18 protein-coding genes are annotated in these 18,668 nt (G+C 70.6%); 10 read left to right on the top strand and 8 right to left on the bottom strand.

Annotated features, from left to right (window positions below):
• Positions 1-128 precede the first annotated feature (128 nt).
• Positions 129-2,282, bottom strand: a complete 2,154-nt coding sequence (locus tag PV396_RS43010) for a GmrSD restriction endonuclease domain-containing protein (protein ID WP_319213816.1) — start codon at positions 2,280-2,282, stop codon at positions 129-131.
• A 279-nt stretch (positions 2,283-2,561) separates the two neighbouring features.
• Between PV396_RS43010 and PV396_RS43005 the strand changes: the two genes are divergently transcribed.
• The 7 genes from PV396_RS43005 to ppk2 all read left to right on the top strand — a co-directional run bounded on the left by PV396_RS43005 (position 2,562) and on the right by ppk2 (position 9,047).
• Positions 2,562-2,894 (top strand): hypothetical protein, encoded by a 333-nt coding sequence (locus tag PV396_RS43005; protein WP_416071580.1) that lies wholly within the window; start codon positions 2,562-2,564, stop codon positions 2,892-2,894.
• Positions 2,895-2,994: 100 nt separating this feature from the next.
• A complete protein-coding gene (locus PV396_RS43000) occupies positions 2,995-3,366 on the top strand; it encodes a HypC/HybG/HupF family hydrogenase formation chaperone (RefSeq protein ID WP_319213815.1) in 372 nt (123 codons plus the stop codon).
• Positions 3,363-6,095 carry a bifunctional GNAT family N-acetyltransferase/acetate--CoA ligase family protein gene (locus PV396_RS42995; protein ID WP_319213814.1) on the top strand — a complete coding sequence of 911 codons (2,733 nt, stop codon included), beginning with the start codon at positions 3,363-3,365 and terminating at the stop codon, positions 6,093-6,095. The genes PV396_RS43000 and PV396_RS42995 overlap by 4 nt, the downstream gene beginning before the upstream one ends.
• A 42-nt stretch (positions 6,096-6,137) precedes the next feature.
• Positions 6,138-6,869 (top strand): CBS domain-containing protein, encoded by a 732-nt coding sequence (locus PV396_RS42990; RefSeq protein WP_319213813.1) that lies wholly within the window; start codon positions 6,138-6,140, stop codon positions 6,867-6,869.
• Between the two features lie 15 nt (positions 6,870-6,884).
• A complete protein-coding gene (locus tag PV396_RS42985) occupies positions 6,885-7,394 on the top strand; it encodes a flavodoxin domain-containing protein (RefSeq protein ID WP_319213812.1) in 510 nt (169 codons plus the stop codon).
• Between the two features lie 62 nt (positions 7,395-7,456).
• Positions 7,457-8,083: a CBS domain-containing protein gene (locus tag PV396_RS42980; RefSeq protein WP_319213811.1), complete on the top strand. Its 627-nt coding sequence runs from the start codon at positions 7,457-7,459 to the stop codon at positions 8,081-8,083.
• A 160-nt stretch (positions 8,084-8,243) separates the two neighbouring features.
• The gene (ppk2, locus tag PV396_RS42975) at positions 8,244-9,047 is read left to right on the top strand and encodes a polyphosphate kinase 2 (RefSeq protein ID WP_319213810.1); all 804 of its coding nucleotides are present in this window, start codon (positions 8,244-8,246) and stop codon (positions 9,045-9,047) included.
• Between the two features lies 1 nt (position 9,048).
• Here ppk2 and PV396_RS42970 read toward each other — a convergent pair whose 3' ends face one another.
• From PV396_RS42970 to PV396_RS42960, 3 genes are read right to left on the bottom strand one after another with little or no spacing between them, the layout of a single operon-like run.
• Positions 9,049-9,921 (bottom strand): universal stress protein, encoded by an 873-nt coding sequence (locus tag PV396_RS42970; protein ID WP_319213809.1) that lies wholly within the window; start codon positions 9,919-9,921, stop codon positions 9,049-9,051.
• Positions 9,922-9,926: 5 nt separating this feature from the next.
• A complete protein-coding gene (locus PV396_RS42965) occupies positions 9,927-10,949 on the bottom strand; it encodes a zinc-dependent alcohol dehydrogenase (RefSeq protein WP_319213808.1) in 1,023 nt (340 codons plus the stop codon).
• A gap of 26 nt (positions 10,950-10,975) precedes the next feature.
• Positions 10,976-11,920 (bottom strand): universal stress protein, encoded by a 945-nt coding sequence (locus tag PV396_RS42960; RefSeq protein ID WP_319213807.1) that lies wholly within the window; start codon positions 11,918-11,920, stop codon positions 10,976-10,978.
• Positions 11,921-12,184: 264 nt separating this feature from the next.
• Between PV396_RS42960 and PV396_RS42955 the strand changes: the two genes are divergently transcribed.
• Complete coding sequence (locus PV396_RS42955; protein WP_319213806.1) at positions 12,185-13,897, top strand: sulfate permease; 1,713 nt, start codon at positions 12,185-12,187, stop codon at positions 13,895-13,897.
• Positions 13,898-13,913: 16 nt separating this feature from the next.
• Here the strand turns inward: PV396_RS42955 and PV396_RS42950 are convergent, their stop codons facing one another.
• The 4 genes from PV396_RS42950 to PV396_RS42935 form a co-directional block, all read right to left on the bottom strand.
• A complete protein-coding gene (locus tag PV396_RS42950) occupies positions 13,914-14,387 on the bottom strand; it encodes a DsrE/DsrF/DrsH-like family protein (RefSeq protein ID WP_319213805.1) in 474 nt (157 codons plus the stop codon).
• Between the two features lie 31 nt (positions 14,388-14,418).
• On the bottom strand, positions 14,419-14,736 hold the full coding sequence (locus tag PV396_RS42945) for a TusE/DsrC/DsvC family sulfur relay protein (protein ID WP_319213804.1): 318 nt from the start codon (positions 14,734-14,736) through the stop codon (positions 14,419-14,421).
• A gap of 16 nt (positions 14,737-14,752) precedes the next feature.
• Complete coding sequence (locus PV396_RS42940) at positions 14,753-15,532, bottom strand: FAD/NAD(P)-binding oxidoreductase (protein ID WP_319213803.1); 780 nt, start codon at positions 15,530-15,532, stop codon at positions 14,753-14,755.
• Between the two features lie 88 nt (positions 15,533-15,620).
• Positions 15,621-15,953: a tryptophan 7-halogenase gene (locus PV396_RS42935; RefSeq protein WP_319213802.1), complete on the bottom strand. Its 333-nt coding sequence runs from the start codon at positions 15,951-15,953 to the stop codon at positions 15,621-15,623.
• Between the two features lie 278 nt (positions 15,954-16,231).
• Here PV396_RS42935 and PV396_RS42930 point away from each other — a divergent pair, with 278 nt between their 5' ends.
• Positions 16,232-16,957: a hypothetical protein gene (locus PV396_RS42930; RefSeq protein ID WP_319213801.1), complete on the top strand. Its 726-nt coding sequence runs from the start codon at positions 16,232-16,234 to the stop codon at positions 16,955-16,957.
• The gene (locus PV396_RS42925; protein ID WP_319213800.1) at positions 16,954-18,654 is read left to right on the top strand and encodes an aminotransferase class V-fold PLP-dependent enzyme; all 1,701 of its coding nucleotides are present in this window, start codon (positions 16,954-16,956) and stop codon (positions 18,652-18,654) included. The genes PV396_RS42930 and PV396_RS42925 overlap by 4 nt, the downstream gene beginning before the upstream one ends.
• Positions 18,655-18,668 lie beyond the last annotated feature (14 nt).

Here is an 18,668-nt window from a genome sequence, read left to right as displayed (position 1 = left end):
CATGTGGGAGACCCGCGAGGCCGCCCGGGCCGATGTTTTCCGCTACGTCGAGGTCGAGTACAACCGCAGCCGGCTCCGTCGGCACCCCGACTACGGGTACGTCACCCCGCTCGAAACGAGATCCTTGCTCAGGCAGAACCTCGTCCCGGCAGCGTAAACACCCGCTGTCCAGTTCGCGGGGGGAACTTCACACAGACGGTCTTTCCGGCTTCGTCTGCGCTCGTGAAGCGGTCGCCGCTGGGCAGGGTGATGACTCCGTCGGCGTCGACGGTGGCTGTGTGGTGCCGCCCTGCGTGATCGGCTTCGATCTGGGTGCCGGGTGCCAAGATGCCCTGGCGCATCAGGCGTGCCAGGTCGGTGCGCAGCGGGCGACGGCGTGCTGCGGGCGCAGGAGTGGCCGGTGCAGCTGGGGGTGGTGGCGGGCTGGTGAGGGCTTGAGGGACGGGTGGGCGCAGGCCGAGGCGGTGAGGGTCCCAGATGCGCAGGCACAGACGGCGGTACAGTTCGCCGCGGATTTCGATGGCCTGCTCCATCGTGGCGGTGCCCAGTTCACGGAAGTAGCGTTCGATGTCGTTGTCTGCGATGAACCGTTTTAGGGCGGGGTGGTTCTTGCGGTAGTCGGGGGCGAGGATCGCGGCCAGGGCGTTTTCGCGGGCGTAACGGCGGCGTTTGGTCTCCAGGGGCAGGTCATTGTAGCTGGCATTGTCGCTTTGGCGCAGCAGGACCAGCACGCCCAGGCGGGCGCGCCAGGCGCGGAAGGTGGCTTCGTCCGGGGCGTCGTGGGGGACGTGGCGTTCGGGGTGGTTGGCGTAGAGGTGCTCGATCTGCCAGTGTCGTTCGGCGCCGAGGTAGCTGGCACTGAGGTCGGTTTTACCCAGGCCGGTTTCGACGTAAGTGGTCAGGCGGGCCAGGAGGTAGCGCACCTGGGCCTTGGTGTTGCCGCGCATGCCGAAGGTGGCGACTTGTTCGAAGGCGGTGTCGGGCAGTTCGGCCGAGAGTGCTTCGGCGACGTCTGCGGTGGTGGCGCAGTGGCGCAGGCGGGGAATGAGGCGGTGGATGTCGCTGTGGAAGTCCTTGGCCTGGACGGATTCGTCGTTAAGGATGCGCTCGACGTAGAGACGGTCCAGGAAGTTGGCGATCAGCGCCGCTTTCTGTTTGGCGGGTGTGTCCGTGTCGTGGGGCTGGATCGCCGCCAGGATCATCGCCATCTGACCGCTGAGGCCGTTGGTTTCGTTGTAGTAGAGCGCGGGCAGTCCCTGGCCGGGATAGGGGCGTTTGCAGGCCTCGAGGAAGGTGCGGTGGTGGCCGGCCAACCGCAGCAGGTCTTCGACGAAGCGGAAGTAGTCGTCGGGGTGCTGCAGTCCGATGCGCTCGCGGTGCTTGCGTACCCAGATGTGCAGTGCGGCGTCGATCTCCGGCCCGTCACCAGTGCCACTGTCACCGCTGAGGTCAGCGTAACGGGCGAGGAGGGCGGCTTTGAGGAAGGTGCGGGGCGCGTCGGTGTCGTCGCGGACGCTGGTGAGTTCAGCGAGCATGCGGCGCCACTGTTCGTTGAGTTTCTCCTCGTCTCTGCGGACGTTCGACAGCAGGAAGCTTTTGACGAGGTCGACCGAGGTCAACCGGGCCCCGCGGTCGTTCATCGACTCGAAGATGCGAAAACCGCTGTCGCGGCTGGGTGCGCGGATGCCGACCAGCACGACCTTCGACAGCAGCCAGTCCACGAACTGCGGACAGTGCTCCGCCTCCAGCCGCTCCTCCAACAGATCGGCGATCTGTCGGCTGCGCTCATACAGGTTGCGCACCGACAGCGAGGCCTGCGGCGGGAGTTCGTAGGGCCGGTCGCGGTAGAGGGCCTCGAGGGCGTCCTGGCGCTCGTCAATGTCGAGGCGGAACATCAAGCGGTTGCCGGGACCGAAATCGGTGATGACCCGCTCCAGTTTACTCACGGCATCGCGCTGCTTCCATTCGACCGCGGCCCGGAACAGATGCAGAAACAGCAGATGCAGCGTGGTGAAGCGCTGCTGGCCATCCACCAGGAACCGGTGGGTTCGGGACTGCTGGACATATACGAACGGGCCGAGGAAGAACGCCTCCGCGTCCCTGCTGTGCAGCCGACCCTGGCCCTGCAGCGTCTCGAAGGCCTCGAACAGGTCCTCCACCAGCGTGCCGACGTCCTGCGCCGACCACGCGTACTCCCGCTGGTAGTACTCGATCTGATAGCGGGTCTGCCCGAACAGCTCCTTCAGATCAAACGTGTCGCCCTGGATCGCCCCAGCCGTCACCACGCCTCACCCCCGAGCAGATCCCGTGCACCCCAACTCGTCCTGCTCCGCAGGCATTTACCCAGCGTAGGCAGTCACGCAACCCCCCGAACCCACACTGGTACCTTCCGCCTGCGCCGGGCTGATCCGCCAGGCGGCAGCGCTCAGCAGGCAGATAGGCTGCCTCTTCTCGATCAGCCGACGCAGGCCAACGAGTCCATCGGTGCCGACCGGATTCGGTCGGGTTCGGCCCGACGCTCTACGGCATGGCCGGTCGCGCTGCTCGGGCTCGCGGACACCGTGACGTACGAGGGTGAGGCGGCCGTGCTCCTGGAGGCCGCGGCAGGCACCGTGCACGCCGTGCCGCTCGCGCACCGTGTCGTGCGCGCGGACGGCCTGTGGGTGTACGACTCCGCTGCGACCCTCGCCGACCTGCTTGCGCGGCAGGCAAGCGGCGAGTCCGTGCCGAGCGTGGCGGCCGCCTTCCACCTCACGCTCGCCCTCGCCACCGCCGACCTCGTCGCACGGGCCGTCGAGGAAGGAGCTCCGCGCACCGTCTGCCTGGGCGGGGGCTGCTTCGTCAACCGCCGGCTGCTGACGAGGTACGCAGACGCCTTCGCGCCCAGGGCCTGAAGGTGCTGGCCGGCGGCGAGGTCCCGGTCGGCGACGGCGGCATCAGCTACGGCCAGGCAGCCGTCGCGGCCGCCCGCATCACGAGGGAGAGATGAGAGCCATGTGCCTCGGCATTCCGGGCCGGGTCCTGGAGGTCCACGACGACGCCGGGCTGCGGATGGCCACCGTCGGCTTCGGCGGCGTACGGCGCGAGGTCTGCCTCGACTACACGCCCGGCGCGAAGGTCGGAACGTACGTCATCGTGCACGTCGGCTTCGCGATCACCGAGGTCGACGAAGCGGAGGCACGGCGCACCCTGGAGGTGCTGCGGGCGATGGCGGACGCCGTCGAGACAGAGCTGGGCGACCGCTGCCCTGACGGGCCGGAACCCGGGACCGTCAGGCCCTCCCTCGTGCCCGACCGGCCCATCGGACCACGGCACGCGAAGCGGGATTCTGAGAGTGTCAACCGGCTGACGAAAGGCACGCGATGACCGCCATCTCCGCACCCGGAGACCGGGTGCACGCCCTGCTCACCGACGGTACGACCGTGTGCGTACGGGCCGCCGGGCCCGACGACCACGATGCCGTGCTGCGCCTGTACTCCGGCATGTCGGACGCGAACCTGCGGCTGCGGTTCTTCGCCGTCAGCCATCGCTCCGCCGAACAGGCAGCCGCGCGGGTCGGCAAGTCGACGGACTCCGGCTACCGCGCCGTCGTCGCCGAGCACGGCGGCCAGGTCATCGGCATCGCCGAGTACCAGACCGAAGGGAAGGCAAGTGACGGCAGCGCCGAGATCGCGCTCGCCGTCGGCGACACCTGGCACCACCGCGGGGTCGGCACCCTGCTCCTTGAGCACCTGGTCTCCGCCGCCCGCGCCCACGGGATCAAGGCGTTCTCCGCGGACGCGCTCGCCGACAACCACGAGATGCTCAAGGTCTTCGCCGACCTGGGGCTGCGGGCCGCGCGGCAGTTCGACGGACCGGAGGTCCGCTGCCGGATCCCGCTGGACGACACGGAGGACTACCGGACGTCCGTCGAAGGGCGCGGGCAGGCCGCGGACGTGGCCAGTCTGACGCCGCTGCTGCGGCCGAAGTCGGTGGTGGTCGTCGGGGCAGGCCGCAAGCCGGGGTCGGTGGGCCGGGCGGTGCTGCGCAATCTGCGCACCGGAGGGTTCACGGGCCGCCTCTTCGCGGTCAATCCGGCGGCCTCGTCGATCATGAGCGTGCACGCGTATCCGTCCGTGGGTGCGCTGCCTCTGGTGCCGGACCTCGCGGTGATCGCCGTGCCGGCCCCGGATGTCCCGCGGGTGGCCGAGGAGTGCGGGAAGCTCGGCGTGCGGGCCCTGCTGGTGGTTTCCGCCGGGCTCGACGCCGAGCAGGCCAAGGCTCTGCTCGCCACCAGCCGGGACCACGGCATGCGGCTCGTCGGCCCCAACTGCCTGGGCCTGGCCACCACCGAGGAGCCGGTGCGCCTCGACGCCACCTTCGCCGCCACACACCCCCAGCCGGGCACCGCCGGGGTCGCGGTGCAGTCCGGCGGGGTCGGCATCGCCCTGCTGAGCGGGCTGGAACGGCTCGGCATCGGAGTGTCGAACTTCGTCTCGCTCGGCGACAAGTACGACGTCAGCGGCAACGACCTGCTGCAGTGGTGGGAGTCCGACGGGCGCACCGAACTCGCGCTGCTGCACCTGGAGTCCTTCGGCAACCCGCGCGCCTTCTCCCGCACCGCCCGCCGCGTCACCCGCCGTATGCCCATCCTGACCGTCGACGCGGGCCGTACCGAGGCGGGCCGGCGGGCCGCCGCCTCGCACACCGCGGCCGCCGCCACCACGACCATGACCCGGCGTGCTCTGTTCACCCAGGCCGGGATCACCGCCACCCGCACCATCCCCGAACTCCTGGAAACGGCAGCCCTGTTGCACTCCCAGCCGCTGCCCCTGGGCAGCCGGGTCGTCGTGGTCACCAACGCTGGCGGCGCCGGGGTGCTCGCCGCCGACGCATGCGCGGAGGCCGGGCTGAGCCTGCCCCCGATCCCCCCGGCTCCGGTCGACGACCTGCTTGACGTACTGCCGCGGGGTGCCACCGCAGGCAACCCCGTCGATGCGACAGCGGCCGTCTCCGAGGAGCAACTGCGCGCCTGCGTGGACCGGCTCGCCGCCCATGACGGCATCGACGCGGTGCTGGTGGCGCTGGTGCCCACCGCGGTGGCCGCGGCGACCGGCGACGTCCTGATCCGGTCTCTCACCCGCCCCCAGTCTCGGCTTCGCTCGACCGGGGGGACCCCCATCCCGGACCGTCGTTCCCGAACGGTCGCCGCGGTCCTCCTGGACCAGGAGACGCCCGTACGGCTGCTGCCGTCGGACACCGGTCACGTGCCCGCGTACGCCGACCCGCAGGCCGCTGCCCGCGCTCTCGCGCATGCCGCCGAGCGCTCCCGCTGGCTGGCCCGGCCTCCCGGCACCGTCCCCGACCTCGACGGCGTCGACACGCGACGCGCTCATGAGGTCGTCGCCGGCTTCCTGGAAGGTAATCCTGACGGTGGCTGGCTCGACCCGCGCACCTGCGCCGAGCTCCTCGGCTGCTACGGGATTCCCCAGCTGCCGTGGGCCTGGGTGGAGACCGAGGATGAAGCCGTGCTGGCCGCCGACCGGCTCGAGGGCCCCGGCGGACAGGTCGTCCTCAAGGCGCACTGGCCGGGGCTGATCCACAAGACGACCGAGCACGCCGTCCATCTCGATCTGCGCGGCGACGCTCAAGTACGCGCCGCCTACCGGGACTTCGACGTCCGCTTCGGCCACCTGATGACCGGTGCCGTGGTGCAGCCGCTCGCCCCGCGCGGCATCGAACTGTTCGCGGGTGTGGTGCAGGACGAGGTGTTCGGACCGCTGGTGCTGTTCGGGCACGGCGGCACGGCCACCGAGGTGCTCGCCGACCACGCGGCACGGCTGGCCCCGCTCACCGGCCACGACGTGCACGACCTGATCACCGCGCCGCGCTGCGCGCCCCTGCTGTTCGGACACGACGGTTCGGGCCCGGTGGACCTGGAAGGGCTGGAGCAGCTGCTGCTGCGCCTGTCCCGGATGGCGAGCGACCTGCCGCAGCTGGCGGAGGCCGACCTCAATCCGGTCCTCGCCCGGCCCGACCGGGTCACCGCGCTCGACGCCCGCATCCGGCTGCTGCCACGCCGGGCCCACGACCCCTACCTGCGCAGGCTCCGCTGAGCCGGCGCGGAACCGCGTACTCCTGAGGGAAGGCGGAGGACGATGAAGCACAGCAAGGTCGGCTCGGTGATGACGAGCGACGTCGTATGCGCCGAGTACGGCACTCCGTTCAAGGAGGTGGCCCGGCTGCTCGCCGAACACCGGATCAGCGGCCTGCCGGTGGTCGACGAGGACGGGAAGGTGGTCGGGGTGATCTCCGAGACGGACCTCATGGCCCGGCAGGCGGAGACACCCGACCCGTGGGAACCTGAACACCGGTTCCGTTGGCGGCAGTTGACGCCCAGTCGGCGCGCCCGTCACGCCAAGGCAGAGGCTCGGACTGCGGGACAGCTGATGTCCCACCCGGCCGTCACCGCCCACAGTGACGCGACCATCGTCGAGGCGGCCCGCCTCATGGCTCACCGCCGGGTGGAACGGCTGCCTGTCGTGGACGAGGAAGAGCGGCTGGTGGGCATCGTCACCCGGCGCGACGTTCTCCAGGTGTTCCTGCGTCCCGACGCCGAGATCCGCGCCGCGATCGTCGACGAGGTGCTGGCGCGGGCCATGTGGCTGTCGCCGCACCAGATCGGCGTGGACGTCCACCAGGGCGTGGTGACGCTCACCGGACAGATGGACCGACGCAGCGAGGTCACCACGGCCGTGCACATGTGCCGCCAGACGGACGGCGTGGTCGCCGTCGTCGACGAACTGACCTACCGCTTCGACGACTCCCGGCTGCGGCCGGACGAGAACGCCATGCACGGCGTGGCCGACGACTGGCTGCGCAAGCTCTGAGGAGGTGTACACATCATGACGGAGACGATCCTTGTCACCTACGGATCGAAGTACGGCTCGACCGCGGAGATCGCCCAGCGCATCGGCGAGGTACTGACCAAGGAGGGCCTGACGGCGGACGTCCGCCCCGCGGCGGACGTCGCCGACCTCGCCCCGTACGACGCGGTCGTGCTCGGCAGCGGGCTGTACGCGGGCCGCTGGCACCGCGACGCCCGCCGCTTCGCCCGCCGGCACCGCAGGGCCCTGGTGCGGCGTCCGGTGTGGCTGTTCAGCAGCGGGCCGCTCGACGCGTCCGCGGCCCAGCGGGAGATCCCGCCGACGCCCGGCGTCCGGCACATCGCGGACCAGGTCGCGGCGCACGGTCACGTCACCTTCGGCGGATGCCTGGAGGGCGACGTCAAGGGGCCCATGGCCCGGATGATCGTCAACTCCGGGAAGGGCGGCGACTTCCGCGACTTCGAGCAGATCGCCGCATGGGCGACGACGGTGGCCCAGAATCTCACCGCCGAATCGCGTCGGCACTGACCGGCCGACGTCTCGGACCAGAAAAGACACGATGACCGCTCGTCCGTACCCGGGAGGCTGTGATGCCTGACTCTCCGCACACCGTGAGCGACGTGATGACCCACACCGTCATCGCCGTCGGCCGTGACGCCCCCTTCAAGGAGGTCGTCGAGCTGATCGACCAGTGGAAGGTGAGCGCACTGCCGGTCCTGGAGGGCGAGGGCCGGGTGATCGGGGTGGTCTCGGAGGCCGATCTGCTGCTAAAGGAGGAGTTCCGGAACACCGACGACGAGACGGCCGGGCGCGACGAGCGGGCCAAGGCGGCAGCGGTGACCGCGGGCGAGCTGATGAGTACCCCGGCCGTCACCGTGCACGCGGACGCCCTCCTCGCCGAGGCAGCGCGCATCATGGCGCGCCGCCACGTCAAGCGGCTCCCGGTCGTCGACGCGGTGGGCATGCTCCAGGGCATCGTCAGCCGCAGCGACCTGCTCAAGGTGTTCCTGCGTTCGGACGAGGAGATCGCCGGCGAGATCCTGCGCACCGTCCTCGCCCAGGTGCCGACCGCCACGGAGGTGACGGTGACCGTGGCTGAAGGGGTGGTGACCCTGGGCGGCTCGCTGCGCGAGAAAAATCTGGTGCCGGTGCTGGCGCGCGCCGTGCGCGCGGTCGAGGGTGTCGTCGACGTCCGCCTCGACCTCGCCCGCCCGTGACGCGTGCGACGACTGCCGCTCCCCACGCCGACCGTTGCGCGCGTCGAGTGCCATGACGTCCTGAGCACGTGCGCGACTTCGAGCCGGACACTACGGTGCTGTCCGGGTGTCCGACCCCACGCACGGGTGTCCGCACACGTCATCGAGAGGAAGAGGCGGTATGGCCGGCAAGAGGGCGGCGGCAGTGCCGCGCAAGACGTACGAGAAGGAACTGCTGCGGCTGCAGATGAAACTGGTGAAGCTCCAGGAGTGGGTGCGCGCGGAGGGCGCCCGCCTGGTTGTCGTCTTCGAGGGGCGGGACGCGGCGGGCAAGGGCGGCACCATCAAGCGGGTCGCGGAACACCTCAACCCGCGCGTGGCACGGATCGCGGCCCTGCCGAAGCCGACCGAGCGCGAGCGTACCCAGTGGTACTTCCAACGCTACGTCGAGCACCTCCCGGCGGCCGGGGAGATCGTGCTGTTCGACCGCAGCTGGTACAACCGGGCCGGGGTCGAGCACGTGATGGGCTTCTGCACGAAGGAGGAGTACCAGCTGTTCCTGCGCCAGTGCCCGATCTTCGAACGGATGCTCGTCGAGGAAGGGATCCTGCTGCGCAAGTACTGGTTCTCGGTGAGCGACACCGAGCAGCAGGAGCGCTTCCGGCGTCGGCTGGAGGATCCGCTGCGGCGCTGGAAGCTCTCGCCGATGGACCTGGAGTCACTCACCCGGTGGGAGGCGTACTCCCGGGCCAAGGACGAGATGCTGGTGCACACCGACATCTCGGAGGCGCCGTGGTTCGTCGTGGAGAGCGACGACAAGCGCCGCGCCCGGCTGAACATGATCGCCCACCTGCTGGGTTCCCTGCCGTACCACGAGGTGCCGCCGCCGGTGCTGGAGCTGCCGGAGCGGCCGCCCTCGACCGGCTACGTGCGCCCGCCGCGTGATCTGCAGACCTATGTCCCGGACCACGCGGCGGGCCTGTGACTCATGCCTGCTGCGGTACGACGACGACCGGGCAGGCGGAGTGGTGCAGTACGGCGTGGGCGACGCGGCCGAGCTGGAGGCCGAAGTGCCCGCTGCGCCGCTCGGCACCGACGACCAGGAGGTCGGCGGAGTGCGAGGCGTCGAGCAGGACATGGCGGGCGGGGCCCTCGACGGTGCGCCGGTGCAGGTCGACATCGGCCGGTGCGTGGCTGAGGGCCGCTTCCAGTACCTCGGCGGCGTGCTCCTCGTGCAGTCGGGCCGGTTCCCCGGTCAGCAGGGGGTGGTCGGTGCTCTCGTGCGCGGGGCACCGCCAGGCCCGTACGGCCTCCAGGAGCACTCCGCGGCGCCGCGCCTCCTCATAGGCGAAGCGCACGGCCGCCGGCTGCTCCACGTCTTCGCCGACGCCCACGACGATACGACCGTGGACCGGGGGCGTGGCCTGGTTGTCGTGGCTGCCGCGCAGCACGATCACCGGACAGTGGGCGTGGGCGGCCACGGTCAGGCTGACGGAGCCGAGCAGTGCCTCGGCGAGGCCGCTGCGGCCTCGGGTGCCCACGACCAGTGCGGAGGCGTTCCGGCTCTCGCGCACCAGCGCGTACTCCGGTTCCTCCGGCAGCACGTCCGTCGTCACCTTCAGGTCCGGGTGGCGGCTGCGGGCCCGGCGGGCGGCGGACTCGACGATGTCGTCGGCCCGCACTTCCTCGGACGGCTTACCGAGGTCCCCGGCGAGCGCCGTGCCCTCGTAGCGCTCCCACAGGGAGGCGTACACCACCCGCAGCGGGACTCCGCGCAGGGCGGCCTCGTCGGACGCCCAGTCGACGGCCCGCAGGCTGGGCTCAGAACCGTCCACGCCCACGACCAGGGGAAGTTCCATCGTTCTCACCGTCCCATGCCGAGGTCGAAGACGATCCGGGCCTTGATGTGGCCCTGGAGGACCTCGTCGATGGACTCGTTGACGGAGTCGAGCGGACGGGTCTCGGAGATGACCCGGGTGCGGCCGGCCGCGTGCAGTTGGAAGACCTCGGCGAGATCCCGACGGGTGCCGACGATCGAGCCGATCACGCTCGTGCCCTTCAGCACGGTGTCGAAGATCGGGACCTGGATCGTGCCGTGTGCGGGCAGGGCCACCATGACGAGTTTGCCGCCGCGTCGCAGCCCGGAGTTGACCGCCGTGAACGCGGCCTCGTTCACCGCGAGCGCGATCGCCGCGTGCGCGCCGCCGTACCGCTGGAGGACCTCGCCCACGTCGTGCTTGCGGGCGTCGATGACGAAGTCCGCGCCCAGCTCGGCGGCGAGTTCGAGCTTCTCGTCGGTGACGTCGATCGCCGCCACCTGTGCCCCGGCGATTTTCGCGTACTGCACAGCCAGATGGCCGAGCCCGCCGACCCCTGAGACCGCGACGAGCTGCGCGGGCCGCACGCCGGCGACCTTGAGCGCCTTGTACGTGGTCACGCCGGCGCAGGTGAGCGGGGCTGCGTCGACGGCGGTGACACCCTGCGGCACCGGCTGGGCGAAGTCGGCCCAGGCCAGCATCTTCTCAGCGTATCCGCCGTCGCAGCCGTAACCGGTGTTGATCTGCTGCTCGCACAGCGTCTCCCAGCCGGACAGGCAGTGCTCGCACCGCCCGCAGGCCTTCCCCAGCCACGGCACGGCGACCCGCTGTCCGAGGGACAGGTGGGTGACGCCGTCGCCGAGCTTCTCGACGAGGCCGACGCCCTCGTGGCCAGGCACGAACGGCGGGTTCGGCTTGACGGGCCAGTCGCCGTGGGCGGCGTGGATGTCGGTGTGGCACAGCCCGGAGGCCTCGACACGGATACGGACCTGGCCGGGGCCGGGCTCGGGGTCGGGGCGCTCCTCGATGACCAGGGGCTCGCCGAAGGCACGGACGACCGCTGCCTTCATGATGTCAACTCCTTGAGGTTTCGGGGTCAGTTGTGGGCAACGACCGCGACAGGGGCCGTTGCGTGGTGCAGGACGGCATGGGTGACCGGGCCGATGTGGGCGCCGAACGGGCTTCGGCGGATGCGGCGACCGACGACGACCAGGGATGCCTCGCGGGCTGCGTCGACCAGGTGATTGGCGGGGCTGCCGGTGCGGGACATCTCGACGATCTCGACGTCCGGGTACTTCTGCCGCCAGCCGCTCAGAGCCCCGGTCAGGGCGGCGGCCCGCTCCCGGGAGATGTCGTCGTGCGGGTCGGCGCCGGCGGCCAGGCCGTATACGTAGTAGGGCGGCAGGTTCCATCCGGCCACGACCTTGAGGGCGGTGGCCCGGCGGGCCGCCTCTTCGAAGGCGAAGGTGATCACCGTGTCGTCGGGGCTGTCGAGGTCGAGGCCGAGGACGACGGGGCGGAACACGGTCGCCGCGGACGGGATCCCGGACGGGTCCTTCTCGTGCTCGTCGGCCGCCTGCTCTCCAGCCCGGACGAGGACCACGGGGTTCTCGGCATGCGCGATCACGCCCGAGCCCACGGACCCGACGAGGAACCCCCCGATCCCGCTCAGCCCACGGGAGCCGAGGACCAGCACGTCGGCGTCCTTCGCCGCAGCGTTCAGCACGTCGACAGGCGTGCCGCTCACCTGCTCCATGGTCACGTCCACTCCGGGGTGACGCAGCCTGAGTCCTTCGGCCGCCTCGCGCGGAATCCTCCCCCAGCCTTCGGCCGGGGGTGCCCCCATCTCGCCTCGCTCGCTCCAGTGCGCCTGCGTCTCGGCGCCGAGCAGCGGTGCCTGCGCCATCGGCACGGGGACGGGCTCCCAGACGTGCACGATCTTCAACGGCAGACCACGCAGCTTCGCCTCGCGGGCCGCCCACTCGGCGGCGGCGCGGCTCTCGGGCGAGCCGTCGAGGCCCACGGTGACGTTGCGGGACATGCTGTCCACCTCCTGGTCGGGGGCTCCCTTCGGGGATCCGCTTCCATGGTCATCACGGCGGTGGCCGCGGTGCAGGGGCCGCAGGTCCCAGGCCGGGGCCGACCGGCCCCATGGGTGCGGGCCGGGCCACGGGTGCAGGAGCGGCTCGCCTCGGTCCGTGCCGGGTTCCGCCCCTGGCAGGCGAGGCGGATCCGGGCCGGTCGGCCCATCGCGTACGACCGGCCCCTCGGCGGATCCTGAGGAGGACACGGCGAAAGGATCCCCATGTTCCCTGGACCGGGCGGGCACGCCTTGGGGTGGCGCCGCCTGCTGCCCGGGGTCGTGGTCCTCGCCGGCTACCGCCGCTCCTGGCTGCGCGGAGATCTGCTGGCCGGCGCGACCGTCGCCGCGTATCTCGTGCCGCAGGTGATGGCGTACGCAGGGGTGGCCGGGCTTCCGCCGGTCGCCGGGCTGTGGGCGATCCTGCCCTCTCTCGGCCTGTACGCGGTGCTGGGCTCCTCAAGACTGCTGTCTCTCGGCCCCGAGTCCACCACCGCCCTCATGACGGCCACCGTGGTCGGTCCGCTGGCCGCCGGGGATCCTGGGCGCTACGCCACGCTGGCGGCTGCCGTCGCCCTGACGGTCGGCCTGCTGTGCCTGCTGGCATGGGCCCTGCGGCTCGGCTTCGTCGCAGACCTCCTCTCCCGGCCGGTGCTGATCGGCTACCTGGCCGGCCTGGCGCTGATCATGATCGTGGACCAGTTGCCCAAGCTCACCGGCGTGGACACGACAGGGGCGGACTTCTTCCCGAAACTGTGGTCCTTCGCACGCGACCTGCCGGACGTCCACCCGGCGACCGCGGGTCTCGCCACTGCCGCGCTGATCCTCCTGTTCACCATGCCACGGTTCCTGCCTGCGGTACCCGGACCGCTGGCCGTCGTCGTGCTCGGAACGGCGGCGGTGGCGGCTTTCGGCCTCGACGACCGGCAGGGCATCGCGGTGATCGGCGAAGTCCCGTCCGGACTGCCGGAGTTCGGCCTGCCCGACCTCGGCGAGCTGCCGCGGCTGGTACTGCCCGCGCTCGGCGTCCTGCTGGTCGCCTACACGGACGTCGTCCTCACGGCCCGGGCCTTCGCACGCCCCGACGACCCCGAGCACGACGCCAACCAGGAGTTCCTGGCCCTGGGCTCGGCCAACCTCGGCGCGGGCGCGCTGCACGGCTTCCCGGTGAGCAGCAGCGCCAGCCGCACCGCGCTCGCCTCGTCGGCGGGCGCGCACAGCCAGGCCTACTCGCTGGTCGCCGGGGCGGCCGTGCTCGCCGTGCTGCTCTTCCTCAGCCCTCTGTTGGCCCACGCCCCGTCCGCCGTGCTCGGCGCGATCGTTGTCTACGCCGCCGTTCGCATGGTCGACTTCGCCGGCTTCCGCCGCCTGGCCTCCTTCCGCCGGCGCGAACTGCTGCTGGCGCTCGGCTGCCTCGCCGGTGTGCTGGCCCTGGACGTCCTGTACGGGGTGCTGGTCGCCGTCGGGCTCTCGGTGGCAGAGCTCCTGTCCCGGGTGGCCCGCCCCCACGACGCCGTCGAGGGCCTGGTCCCCGACGTGGCCGGCATGCACGACATCGACGACTACCCGCAGGCCCGCACCGTCCCAGGACTCCTCGTCTACCGCTACGACTCGCCGCTGTTCTTCGCCAACGCGGAGGACTTCCGCCACCGGGCTCTGGCCGCCGTCGACGAACAGACCGGCCCGGTCCGCTGGTTCGTCCTCAATACGGAGGCCAACGTGGAGGTCGACATCACCGCCCTGGATGCCGTCGACGAGCTCCGCCGAGAACTGACCCGCCGTAGCATCGTGTTCGCCCTTGCCCGCGTCAAACAGGACCTGCGGGACGAACTGGACGCCTACGGCCTGACCGAGTCCGTCGGCGCGGACCGCATCTTCCCGACCCTGCCGACCGCGGTGGCCGCCTACCGCCGGTGGGCCAAGTCCCGGGCAGGCTAGGACGCCGCACGGCCGCTCAGGTGTAGATGATCTGTCCGACGGCGGCGTGCTCGTAGAACTCGCCGATGATGATGATGCCCTGGACCTGTTCGATGAGGTCGTCCTTGTCGAGGTCGAAGAGGTCCACTGATGCCTTGCAGGCGTAGATGCCCGCGCCGGTGTCGGAGATCATCTCGATGAACTCGGGGATGGGCGGGATGTCGAGCTTCTCCATCTTCCGTTCCATGTACCGGGTGATCAGGTCCGGGACGCCCGGCAGGCCACCGAGCAGGGTGGGCAGGTGGAGGCCGGGGTTGCCGACGGTGGCCAGCTTGATGTGGTCGTACTGCTTCCTGGTGATGGCGTCGAGGCCGAAGAAGGTGAAGAACAGGTCGGCCTCGATGCCTTCGGCGCGGGCGCCGTTGGCCATGATCAGGGCCGGGTAGATCCCTTCCAGGGATCCCTTGGAGACGATGATCGACACCTTCTCGATCGTGACGGTGGCAGTCATGACGCATGCTCCTTGTGGTGCGGCGGGCGGGTCAGAGGCAGCCGCGGGGCTTGGGGATTCCGGCGATCTTCGCGGCGGTCTTGGCCGGGCCCTTGGGGAAGAGCTGGTAGAGCTCCTTGACGCTCACGCCGGAGGTCTTGCCGAGCACCCGCACGGTAGGGCCGGTGCCCTTCTCCGCGTACTGGGCGCGCATGAAGCGGATGACCTTCCAGTGCTGGTCGGTGAGGTGCCCGATGCCCGACTCGCGGGCGATGTGCTCGGCCATGGCCTCGGTCCACCGGCCGGGCTCGGTGAAGAAGCCTTCGTCATCGACGGGGACGGCGATGTCGCCGTAGGTGGCGGTGGGCATGACGGTTCTCCTCAGCTCAGACGTGGACGTGGTTCTTGCCGCGCTCGGGCGTCGCCGAGCCGATGCCGGGCAGTTCCCTGCCGGGGAGCAGGTTGTGCCAGTACAGCCACTCGAAGGCGAGCTTGCCGAGGTGGTTGGCGTGGGACTCCTTCAGCAGCGGCAGGCCGACGGCGGCCGGGAAGTGGCCGGGCAGCGGCTCGGTGTCGTAGTTGAAGTCGATGAGCAGGGCCTTGTGGAAGCCGGTCTCGACGAAGCAGTTGGTGTGGCCGTCGTACGCGGCGTCCAGCGGCTGTCCGGCGAGGTGGCGAACGATGTTGTGCACCAGCACCTCGCCCTCGAAATGAGCCACCGAGCCGGCCTTGGAGGCGGGCAGGCCCGCGGCGTCGCCGATGGCGAACACCTCGGGGTGGTCGGGATGTTGGAGGGTGCTCCGGTCGACGGGGACGAAGCCGAGTTCGTCGCCGAGCCCCGGTGAGCGGCCGACATACTCGGCGCCCCCGTGCAGCGGCACGACGACGGCCAGGTCGAAGGGCACCTCACGCCCGTCGTACGACACCAGGCGTCCGCCCGCGCCGTCGACCTCGCCGAGTGTGAACTCGGTGACCAGCTCGATGCCCTTCTCCGTCAGCAGGTCGCCCAGCGTCTTGGCGGCGACCGGCTTGGTGAAGGCTGCGTCCAAGGGGGTGACGTAAGTGAGTTCAACCTTGTCGCGGATGCCGCACCGCTGGAGGTACCAGTCGGTGAGAAAGGCGAACTCCAGTGGCGCGACGGGGCACTTGATGGGCAGGTCGGCCACGTTGACAACGATCCTGCCGCCCTCGAAGTGCTCCAGCGCGTGCCGCAGGCCCACTGCGCCGGGCAGGTCGTAGAAGGTGAAGACCTTCTCACCCAGCCGGGTCCGGCCAGCCCCTCGGTCTCTTCCGGGAGGAGCGTGGCTTTGGTCGCCACGACAAGCAGGTCGTAAGTGAGCCGGATGCCGCCGGCGAGGTGCACCGTCCGTGCGTCCAGGTCCACCCTGTCGATCCTGGCCTGCTTGTAGTCGATGCCGTCGTGGAGCTGTCGAACGGGACGAAGAGCAGACCGGGCTGGTAGACGTGGTCGTCGTCCTGATCGACGACCGTGATCCGGCACTCGCGCTCGTCATACGCCCGCCGCAGCCGGTTGGCCGCCAGCGTGCCCGCGGTGCCGCTTCCGAGAATCACGACGTGTTTGCCCATGCCTCCGCTCTCGTAAGGAAGATGAGGCGGAGTCAGGGGCCGATGGTCCCGGCGTGGGTACCCACCAGGGTATGTAGGGAGGGGGCCCGCCCGACGGCTCGTCGCGCGGCACCGATGACACAGCCGACAGAAATACCCCGCAGGATATATCCCTCCTCGGTCCTCCGCACGGGGCCGAACGGCCCTGACCTGCCCCCGTCGACCCCTGCCCCCGCCGCACCGTCCGCGCTGCACACTGGAAGCAGGCAGCGGAGAACCTCGACGAGGGAGGCACAGCCATGACAGGGACCGCAGCGGAGACCACCGCTCCACGCCCGTCGGATGCCGCCGCGCATGTCCTCGACGTCATCCACGTCGATGGCGACGCGTTCGCCGTCGAGGTACGCGGCCATCGGCTCCTCGTCGACCAGCCCGCGGACGCGGGCGGCACCGACACCGCGCCCACCCCGACCGAGCTGTTCGCCGCGTCCCTGGCCACCTGCGTCGCCTTCTACGCCGGCCGCTACCGAACACTTACCCAGTGCTCCATCCTTCAGGGTAGAGGTGAAGGGCATCCTGCCCATAGTGGCCCGGAGGGCCGCGGCGGCATGGCTAAGATCGCCTCATCCGACGACGAAGTTGTCGGATCTACCGCCGGACGGGCGGGAAGTGACGCCTGTGGAGGCCCCTGTAAGACCGAGCTCTCCGGAGACCGGCAAGGGCCAGTGAAGCAGGAACCCAAGGTGGTACCGCGTAGCGGTGCGGACCGGAATCTCCCGCCCTCGGGCAGGAGAGGGCGTCAACTCCACCGCCATGGTCTGGGGCGCGCCGGGCTGAGGGTGCGCGCCGAGTTCACCATGGCCACCGACCGCCCCGCCCGGGTCGGATCCGTCCGGGTCGTCGTCAGCCCGCCGCCCGGACTGCCCGAGGAGCGCCGCGCGGCCCTGCTCGCCGTCGCCTCGCACTGCACCGTCCACAACACGCTCCACCAGCCCCCCGCGATCGGCATCGAGCTGGAGCCATGAGCACCCACGTCACGCGATTGGCATCGCCCGCATCGCCTCTCCTGGAACGCATCCGCCGCGGGCTGATCGGCGACGACGAGGTGCTGGACGGCCCGTACGGCCCGAAGCGGATCGTCTACGCCGACTACACCGCCTCCGGCCGCTCGCTGGACTTCATCGAGGACTTCGTCCGTGCGCAGGTGCTGCCCCGCTACGGCAACACGCATACCGAGAGCTCCAGCACCGGACTGCAGACCACCCGGCTGCGCGAGGACGCCCGGCGCATCATTCGCGACGCGGTCGGCGGCACCGAGGACGACCTCGTGATCTTCTGCGGCTCCGGTGCCACCGCGGCGGTGAACAAGCTGGTCGGCATCCTTCAGTTGCGCCGCACGGACCCGCCCCCGCCTGCTGAGCGTCCGGTGGTCTTCGTCGGCCCGTACGAACACCACTCCAACGAACTGCCCTGGCGCGAGTCCATCGCCGATGTCGTCGTCATCGACGAAGACCCCGACGGCCACATCGACCTCGCCGAACTCGAAGCCGAACTGCGGCGATACGCCGACCGCCCGCTGCGCATCGGCAGCTTCTCCGCCGCCTCCAACGTCACCGGCATCCTCACCGACACCGACCCCATCGCCCGCCTGCTGCACACGCACGGCGCACTGTCCTTCTGGGACTACGCGGCCGCCGCCCCCTACGTCCCCCTCCGCGTCGCCGACAGCGGCCCCGGGGCGGACGACCACAAGGACGCTCTCTTCATCTCCCCGCACAAGTTCGTCGGGGGCCCGCAAACGCCCGGCGTGCTCGTCGTACGGCGGGAGCTCGTCCGCAACCGGGTGCCCACCGCGCCCGGCGGCGGCACCGTCGCCTTCGTCGACCCGCTCGGCCACCGGTATCTCGACGACCCGGTCGCCCGCGAGGAGGGCGGCACCCCGGCGATCGTCGAGTCCATCCGCGCCGGACTGGTCTTCGCCCTCAAGCGGGCCGTCGGCACCGACACGATCCAGGCGGCCGAGGAGCGGCACTGGCAACGCGCGCTGGCATGCTGGGACCGCAATCCGGCCATCGACATCCTCGGCGACCACCACGCCCGGCGGCTGTCCATCGTCTCCTTCCGCATCCGCCACGGCGAACGTTTCCTGCACCACAACTACGTCGTCGCCCTGCTCAACGACCTCTTCGGCATCCAGGCCCGCGGCGGCTGCTCCTGTGCCGGCCCGTACGGTCACCGTCTGCTGGCCATCGACGCGGCCACCTCCCACGCCCTGCGCGACGAGGTCGCCCACGGCTGCGACGGCATCAAACCCGGCTGGACCCGCGTCAACTTCAACTACTTCATCAGCGACACCGTGCGCGACTACCTCATCGACGCGGTCGACCTGATCGCCGCACACGGCCACCGTCTCCTGCCGGACTACCGCTTCGACCCGCACACCGGCCAGTGGCGCCACCGCGACGGCTCCACCGATCCCCCACTGCGGCTGACCGATGTGCACTACACCGACGACGGACGACTCTCGGCACCCGCCTCTCCTCACCGCCGGCTGGGCGAGGACGCGCTCGTCGGCCAACTCGCGCGCGCCCGCGACCTGCTCGCGTCCCGCCCCGACCGTCCGGACGAAAGTCCCACCGGGCTGCCGGCCGACTTCGAGCGGATGCGCTGGTTCCCGCTGCCTCCCGTCTGCCTGGAACGACCCCGCTTGGCCGCCAGTTGAACCGGATACCCGAC

Source organism: Streptomyces sp. ME02-8801-2C, from assembly GCF_033793965.1.
In the GTDB taxonomy this organism is placed as follows: Bacteria; Actinomycetota; Actinomycetes; order Streptomycetales; family Streptomycetaceae; genus Streptomyces.
This window is presented reverse-complemented; position numbering and strand designations above follow the sequence as displayed.

Excerpts from the sequence above, each read along its gene's own strand:
- PV396_RS43000 (WP_319213815.1), top strand. The coding sequence starts at position 2,995 with ATGTGCCTCGGCATTCCGGGCCGGGTCCTGGAGGTCCACGACGACGCC.
- PV396_RS42995 (WP_319213814.1), top strand. The coding sequence starts at position 3,363 with ATGACCGCCATCTCCGCACCCGGAGACCGGGTGCACGCCCTGCTCACC.
- PV396_RS42990 (WP_319213813.1), top strand. The coding sequence starts at position 6,138 with ATGAAGCACAGCAAGGTCGGCTCGGTGATGACGAGCGACGTCGTATGC.
- PV396_RS42985 (WP_319213812.1), top strand. The coding sequence starts at position 6,885 with ATGACGGAGACGATCCTTGTCACCTACGGATCGAAGTACGGCTCGACC.
- PV396_RS42980 (WP_319213811.1), top strand. The coding sequence starts at position 7,457 with ATGCCTGACTCTCCGCACACCGTGAGCGACGTGATGACCCACACCGTC.
- ppk2 (WP_319213810.1), top strand. The coding sequence starts at position 8,244 with ATGGCCGGCAAGAGGGCGGCGGCAGTGCCGCGCAAGACGTACGAGAAG.
- PV396_RS42970 (WP_319213809.1), bottom strand. The coding sequence starts at position 9,921 with ATGGAACTTCCCCTGGTCGTGGGCGTGGACGGTTCTGAGCCCAGCCTG.
- PV396_RS42965 (WP_319213808.1), bottom strand. The coding sequence starts at position 10,949 with ATGAAGGCAGCGGTCGTCCGTGCCTTCGGCGAGCCCCTGGTCATCGAG.
- PV396_RS42960 (WP_319213807.1), bottom strand. The coding sequence starts at position 11,920 with ATGTCCCGCAACGTCACCGTGGGCCTCGACGGCTCGCCCGAGAGCCGC.
- PV396_RS42955 (WP_319213806.1), top strand. The coding sequence starts at position 12,185 with ATGTTCCCTGGACCGGGCGGGCACGCCTTGGGGTGGCGCCGCCTGCTG.
- PV396_RS42950 (WP_319213805.1), bottom strand. The coding sequence starts at position 14,387 with ATGACTGCCACCGTCACGATCGAGAAGGTGTCGATCATCGTCTCCAAG.
- PV396_RS42945 (WP_319213804.1), bottom strand. The coding sequence starts at position 14,736 with ATGCCCACCGCCACCTACGGCGACATCGCCGTCCCCGTCGATGACGAA.
- PV396_RS42935 (WP_319213802.1), bottom strand. The coding sequence starts at position 15,953 with ATGGGCAAACACGTCGTGATTCTCGGAAGCGGCACCGCGGGCACGCTG.
- PV396_RS42930 (WP_319213801.1), top strand. The coding sequence starts at position 16,232 with ATGACAGGGACCGCAGCGGAGACCACCGCTCCACGCCCGTCGGATGCC.
- PV396_RS42925 (WP_319213800.1), top strand. The coding sequence starts at position 16,954 with ATGAGCACCCACGTCACGCGATTGGCATCGCCCGCATCGCCTCTCCTG.